The 6,596-nt window shown below is 73.5% G+C and carries 6 protein-coding genes; 2 read left to right on the top strand and 4 right to left on the bottom strand.

The window, feature by feature from the left end; translation table 11 throughout:
* Positions 1-93 precede the first annotated feature (93 nt).
* Together ACFXPK_RS27125 and ACFXPK_RS27130 are read left to right on the top strand one after the other, a co-directional pair.
* Positions 94-1,260, top strand: coding sequence for a CaiB/BaiF CoA transferase family protein (locus ACFXPK_RS27125; RefSeq protein ID WP_385079521.1), 1,167 nt, complete (start codon positions 94-96; stop codon positions 1,258-1,260).
* The gene (locus ACFXPK_RS27130) at positions 1,257-2,075 is read left to right on the top strand and encodes an HpcH/HpaI aldolase/citrate lyase family protein (RefSeq protein WP_385079509.1); all 819 of its coding nucleotides are present in this window, start codon (positions 1,257-1,259) and stop codon (positions 2,073-2,075) included. The genes ACFXPK_RS27125 and ACFXPK_RS27130 overlap by 4 nt, the downstream gene beginning before the upstream one ends.
* A gap of 123 nt (positions 2,076-2,198) precedes the next feature.
* Here the strand turns inward: ACFXPK_RS27130 and lgt are convergent, their stop codons facing one another.
* From lgt to trpB, 4 genes are all read right to left on the bottom strand, one after another.
* Positions 2,199-3,176 carry a prolipoprotein diacylglyceryl transferase gene (gene lgt, locus ACFXPK_RS27135; RefSeq protein ID WP_385079512.1) on the bottom strand — a complete coding sequence of 326 codons (978 nt, stop codon included), beginning with the start codon at positions 3,174-3,176 and terminating at the stop codon, positions 2,199-2,201.
* A gap of 99 nt (positions 3,177-3,275) precedes the next feature.
* Positions 3,276-4,241, bottom strand: a complete 966-nt coding sequence (locus tag ACFXPK_RS27140) for a thioredoxin domain-containing protein (RefSeq protein ID WP_385079515.1) — start codon at positions 4,239-4,241, stop codon at positions 3,276-3,278.
* A gap of 98 nt (positions 4,242-4,339) precedes the next feature.
* Complete coding sequence (gene trpA / locus ACFXPK_RS27145; RefSeq protein WP_385079518.1) at positions 4,340-5,152, bottom strand: tryptophan synthase subunit alpha; 813 nt, start codon at positions 5,150-5,152, stop codon at positions 4,340-4,342.
* Positions 5,149-6,432 carry a tryptophan synthase subunit beta gene (gene trpB / locus ACFXPK_RS27150; protein WP_384998053.1) on the bottom strand — a complete coding sequence of 428 codons (1,284 nt, stop codon included), beginning with the start codon at positions 6,430-6,432 and terminating at the stop codon, positions 5,149-5,151. Before trpB ends, trpA begins: the two co-directional genes overlap by 4 nt.
* Positions 6,433-6,596: the final 164 nt, after the last annotated feature.

The raw sequence follows: 6,596 nt of genomic DNA on the forward strand, positions 1-6,596 counted from the left end.
GACGACCCGGCGGCCGGGAGGACCTCCCCCGCCGGCGAAGCCTCCGCCAAGGCCTCCACCGAAGCCGCCGCCCGCCCCTTCCCCCTCGCCGGGATGCGCGTCCTCGATCTCGCGACGCTCTTCGCCGGTCCGCTGGCCGCCACCCTCCTCGGTGACTTCGGCGCCGAGGTGATCAAGGTCGAGCACCCCACCCGCCCCGACCCCTCGCGCGGGCACGGCCCCGCCAAGGACGGCGTGGGCCTCTGGTGGAAGCTGCTCGGCCGCAACAAGCGGACCATGACCCTCGACCTCTCCACCCGGAGCGGCCGTGAGCTGCTGCTCGGCCTCGCCGCGCGCACGGATGTGATCGTCGAGAACTTCCGGCCCGGCACCCTGGAGAAGTGGGGCCTCGGCTGGGACGAACTCTCCCTGGCCAACCCCCGCCTCGTCCTGGCCCGGGTGACCTGCTTCGGCCAGTTCGGACCGTACGCGCACCGTCCGGGTTTCGGCACGCTCGCCGAGGCGATGAGCGGTTTCGCCGCCGTCACCGGCGAGCCGGACGGGCCGCCCACGCTCCCGCCCTTCGGCCTCGCCGACTCGATCGCCGCGCTGGCCACGGCGTACGCGGTGATGACGGCGCTCAGCGGGCGGGACGTCACCGGCCGGGGCCAGGTGGTCGATCTGGCGATCATCGAGCCGATCCTGACCGTGCTGGGGCCGCAGCCGCTCTGGTACGACCAGCTCGGCTATGTCCAGCCCCGTACCGGCAACCGCTCCCGCAACAACGCGCCCCGCAACACCTACCGCACCTCCGACGGCTGCTGGCTGGCGGTCTCCACCTCGGCGCAGTCCGTCGCGGAGCGGGTGATGCGGCTGGTCGGCCGCCCGGAGCTGATCGACGAGCCGTGGTTCACGACGGGCGCGGGACGCGCCGGTCACGCGGACACGCTGGACGACGCGGTCGCCTCCTGGATGGGCCGCCACACCCGCGACGAGGCGCTGGCCGCGTTCGAGCGGGCCGAGGCGGCGATCGCGCCCGTCCACGACATCCGCGACGTGATGGCCGACCCGCAGTACCGCGCGCTGGACTCGGTCACCGAGGTCCAGGACCCCGAGCTGGGGCCGCTGCGGATGCAGAACGTCCTCTTCCGGCTCTCCGAGACCCCCGGCGCGATCCGCTGGGCGGGCCGGCCGCACGGCGCGGACACGGACGCGATTCTCGCCGAGCTGGGCCTGTCGGCGGGCGAGATCGCGGGGCTGCGTGCGGAGGGCGCGCTGTGAGCGCCACGCCCACCCCGCTGACCTGGCTGTACGTTCCCGGGGACCGGCCGGAGGTGATGGCGAAGGCGCTGGCCTCGGGCGCGGATGTGGTGATCGTGGACCTGGAGGACGCGGTGGCGCCGGAGCGCAGGGCGTACGCGCGGGCCGCCACCGCCGAGTTCCTGGCCGGGCCCCATCCGGTCCCCGTCCATGTGCGGATCGCGGACGAGACGGACCTGCCCGCCGTCGCCGCGCTGCCGGGGCTGGAGGCGCTGCGGCTGCCGAAGGTCACCCACGCCTCCGACATCCACCGCGCGGCGGCCCGCGCCCCCGGGACCCCGCTCTACGCGCTGCTCGAATCGGCGCTCGCGGTGGAGCACGCCCACGCCATCGCCTCCGCACACCCGGCGGTCCGTGGCCTCGCGCTGGGCGAGGCGGATCTCCGCGCCGATCTGGGGGTACGGGACGACAGCGGTCTGGACTGGTCGCGCGGCCGGGCCGTGGTGGCGGCCCGCGCGGCGGGGCTGGCGCCCCCGGTCCAGTCGGTCTTCCCCGACGTACGGGACCTGGAAGGGCTGGCGGCCTCCTGCCGCCACGGCCGGGCGCTGGGCCTGCTGGGCAGGGCGGCGATCCATCCGCGCCAGCTCCCGGTGATCGAACGCGCCTACCGGCCCTCCCCGCAGGAGATCGCCTCGGCGGAGGAGATCGTCGAGGCGGCGGCCGGGGAGGCGGGCGCGCAGGCGCTGGTCGACGGGCGCTTCGTGGACGCGGCGATCGTGGCGGCGGCGCGGCGCACGCTGGCCCTGGCGGTACGGGGGGCGCCGACGGTCACCTGACGGGGAGCGCCCCGTCCGCCGGCCCGGACGGCCACCGGCACCGGCACCGGCACCGGCACCGGGAAACGCCGACGGCGGCCGGGCACAGGGCCGGGCCGCCGTCGTACACCGTGGTCGATACGCCTAGCTGCTGCCGGTCTTGCCGGCGGCGGTCTTCCCGGTATCGGTGGCGTCCGGGCCGGACTTCGCGTCGGCCTTCGCACCGGCCTTCTCGGCGTCCGCCGTGCCGTCCGCCGTAGCGTCGGACCCGGCCTCGGACCCGCCGTCCGCCGTGTCGGACTTCGCGTCGAGATCCGGCTCCACGATCTCCTCGCGTCCCGGCCGCAGCCGCGACGAGATGACGATGTAGGCGACCGCGAGCAGGAAGACCAGCACCGCCGTCCAGACGTTCAGCCGCAGGCCCAGGATGTGGTGCGCCTCGTCGACGCGCATGTACTCGATCCAGGCGCGCCCCACGCAGTACGCCGCGACGTACAGGGCGAAGACCCGGCCGTGACCCAGCGTGAAGCGGCGGTCGGCCCAGACGACCAGGACCGCGACGGCCACGCACCACAGCGACTCGTACAGGAAGGTCGGGTGGTAGAGACCGGCCTCCCGGTTCGGGCCCGCCGAGATCTTCAGCGCCCACGGCAGATCCGTCGCCTTGCCGTACAGCTCCTGGTTGAACCAGTTGCCCCAGCGGCCGATGGCCTGCGCGAGGACGATCCCGGGCGCGATGGCGTCCGCGTACGCCGGGAGCGGGATGCCCCGGCGGCGGCAGCCGATCCAGGCGCCGACCGCGCCCAGCGCGATCGCGCCCCAGATGCCGAGGCCGCCCTCCCAGATCTTGAAGGCGTCGACCCAGTTCTTGCCCTCGCTGAAGTAGAGCTGGTAGTCGGTGATCACGTGGTAGAGACGGCCACCGACCAGTCCGAAGGGCACCGCCCAGACAGCGATGTCGGCGACCGTGCCGACCTTTCCGCCCCGGGCGACCCACCGCTTGCCGCCGTACCAGACGCCGACGAAGACACCGATGATGATGCAGAACGCATAGCCGCGCAGCGGTAGTGGTCCGAGGTGGAGCACTCCGGTCGACGGGCTGGGAATGTAGGCAAGGTCCATATCAGACCCGACGGTACAGTGCCGGGCGGGAGCTGCGGCAACCCGCCCGGCGTTTTTTCTCCGTGATCACGGGCCTTCCGGGACCTTCGGCCCCCCCGCTCAGGCGGCGGGCAGCGTGCCCGGCTGGGCCTGGGGTTCGGTCGCCGCCCCGGGCACGGACGTCACCGCCCCGGACGCGGGCTCGGACGCGGGCGCCTCGTCGGGGCCCCGCTGGCCCCGCTGCGGGCCGTCCGCCGGGATCGAGGAGGGCGCCGTGGGTGTGGCCGTGCCGGGCTTCCTGCCCTTGTTGGCCTCCTGCACCCACTTCTTCAGATTCCCCGGGGTGATGTCCTCGGCGCCCTTCTTCGGGAAGACCGCCTCCCCGTTGAGCAGCACGGTCGGCGTCCCGGAGAAGCCGCCCGTGCGGAACGCCTCGGCGGCCTTCCCCACCCACCGGTCGTGCTCGCCCTTCTCGACGCACTGCCGGAAGCCGGGCGCCGACTCCAGACCGTCCACCTTGCCCGCCAGCTCCAGCAGCTTGCTGTTCTTCGCGTAGGCGTCGTCCGTCTCCATCGGCTGGTTCGCGTAGAGCAGGTCGTGGTACGCGGGGAACTTCCCGGCGTCCTGCGCGCACGCGGCGGCGTTGGCCGCGCGCAGCGAGCCCGTACCGCCCATGTTGCCGTCGATGATCGTCGCGAGGTGGTACTCGACCTTCAGCTCGCCCGCCCGCTCCAGCTCGTGGATCACACTGCGGAAGCCGTTCTCGAACTGGGCGCAGGCCGGGCAGCGGAAGTCCTCGTACACCGTGAGGGTGGACGGCGCGTCCGTCGCCCCCACGGGGATCGCCAGGTCGTCCTTGCCGCTCACACCGGACGGCGCGCTCACCGCGGCCGCCGCTTCCGCCCCTCTGTCCTTCTTCACGTTCGCCGCGATCACCCCGACGACACCGACCATGCCGAGCACCCCGGCCACGGCCGCCGCCATGATCAGCGTGCGCCTGCGCTTCTCGCGCGCCGCGTCCGCCACACGTTCCTGCTGGAGCCGCTCTCTCGCGCTCCTCTTTGCCTCACGGTTCTTCTCGCTCACTCCCCGCAAACGAACCGGGGAGGCGCCTGCGCACCTCCCCGGTCCCACTTCCACCCGTACGGGTGACCCGCCCGCCCGGTGTCCCCGGGACCGGACGGTCAGCGCTTGCGGACGCCCTCGGCCAGCTCACCGGCCAGCTCGCGCACCGCGACCAGCCCGGCCGCCGCGTCGGGCGCGTCCAGCATCCGCTTGACGAACGCGGAGCCGACGATCACCCCGTCGGCGAACCCGGCGACCTCGGCGGCGTGCTCGGCGTTGGAGACCCCGAGCCCGACACAGATCGGCAGATCCGTGGTGGCGCGGGTTCGTACCACCAGATCCTGGGCCTCCAGGCCCACGGAGGTCCGGGTGCCGGTGACACCCATCAGCGACGCCGCGTAGACGAAGCCGCTGCCGGCCTCGGTGATCGTGGCGAGCCGGGCGTCCTTGCTGCTGGGCGCCACGACGAAGACGGTCGCCAGACCGTGCTTGTCGGCGTGCTCGCGCCAGACCGCGGACTCCTGGACGGGCAGGTCGGGCAGGATGCACCCGGCGCCGCCCGCCTCGGCCAGCTCGGCGGTGAACCGCTCGACGCCGTACCGGTCGATCGGGTTCCAGTACGTCATGACGAGCACCGCCTTGCCGGTGGCCTCGTACGCCTCCCGGACCGTGCGCAGCACGTCGGCGATCTTCACGCCGCCGCGCAGCGCGATGTCGTCGGCGGTCTGGATGACGGGGCCGTCGAGCACGGGGTCGCTGTGCGGCAGCCCGACCTCGACGATGTCGGCGCCGCCCTCGAAGACGGCCTTCACGGCCGCGATACCGCCGTCCACGGTGGGGAAGCCCGCCGGGAGGTAGGCGATCAGCGCGGCCCGGTTCTCGGCCTTGGCGGTGGCGAGCGTGTCGCTCAGCAGCCCGATGTTCCCGCTCACTTGGCGTCCTCCCCGTTCCCGCCGTTACCGGTCCCGCTGCCGTCGCCGGTGGCCGCGGCGTCGTCGTACAGTCCGAAGTACGTGGCGGCGGTGTCCATGTCCTTGTCGCCGCGCCCGGAGAGGTTGACGACGATCAGGCCGTCCTTCCCCAGCTCACGCCCCAGCTCCAGCGCCCCGGCCAGCGCGTGCGCGCTCTCGATCGCCGGGATGATCCCCTCGGTGCGCGAGAGGAGCAGCAGCGCGCGCATCGCGTCGTCGTCGGTCACGGCCCGGTACTCGCCGCGCCCGCTGTCCTTGAGGTACGCGTGCTCCGGGCCGATGCCCGGGTAGTCGAGCCCCGCCGAGATCGAGTACGGCTCGGTGATCTGGCCCTCCTCGTCCTGGAGGACGTACGAGCGCGAGCCGTGCAGGATGCCGGGTTCGCCCGCCGTGAGGGTGGCGGCGTGCTCGCCGGTCGCGAGGCCGTGTCCGGCGGGCTCGCACCCGACCAGACGGACCTGTGCGTCGGGGATGAACGCGTGGAAGAGCCCGATCGCGTTCGAACCGCCGCCCACGCACGCCACGGCGGCGTCGGGCAGCCGTCCGGCGCGCTCCAGGATCTGGCGGCGGGCCTCGACGCCGATGACCCGGTGGAAGTCGCGGACCATGGCGGGGAAGGGGTGCGGGCCCGCGACGGTGCCGAACAGGTAGTGCGTGCGGTCGACGTTGGCGACCCAGTCGCGGAACGCCTCGTTGATGGCGTCCTTCAGCGTGCGGCTGCCGGACTTCACGGGGACGACCTCGGCGCCGAGCATCCGCATCCTGGCCACGTTCAGGGCCTGGCGCTGGGTGTCGATCTCGCCCATGTAGATGGTGCATTCGAGTCCGAACAGCGCGCAGGCGGTCGCGGTGGCGACCCCGTGCTGTCCGGCGCCGGTCTCGGCGATGACCCGGGTCTTGCCCATCCGCTTCGTCAGCAGGGCCTGGCCGAGCACATTGTTGATCTTGTGCGAGCCGGTGTGGTTCAGGTCCTCCCGCTTGAGGAAGACCCGCGCGCCGCCCGCGTGCTCGGCGAACCGGGGGACCTCGGTGAGCGCGCTGGGCCGGCCGGTGTAGTTGACCAGGAGGTCGTCCAGTTCGGCGGCGAAGGCGGGGTCGCTCTTCGCCTTGTCGTACTCGACGGCGACCTCGTCGACGGCGGCGACCAGCGCCTCGGGGATGAACTGGCCGCCGAAGGCACCGAAGTACCCTTCGGCGGTGGGGACCTGACCTTCGGGGTCGGGAATGAAGAACTCGGACACGCGGGAACTCCTCGGAAGCGACGGACGGAGAGCACCGTAGTGCGCCGCGCGGGCGTCGTCGCGCACCGCGCGGCGGTCGTCCGGCGCCGGGGCACACCGCGCCGGGGCCCCGGCGCACCCGGCGGGGCGGGGTGGGGCCGGGCGCGGGCGGGGGCGCCCCCGCA

The sequence above is a fragment of the Streptomyces sp. NPDC059142 genome (assembly GCF_042755665.1).
In the GTDB taxonomy this organism is placed as follows: Bacteria; Actinomycetota; Actinomycetes; order Streptomycetales; family Streptomycetaceae; genus Streptomyces.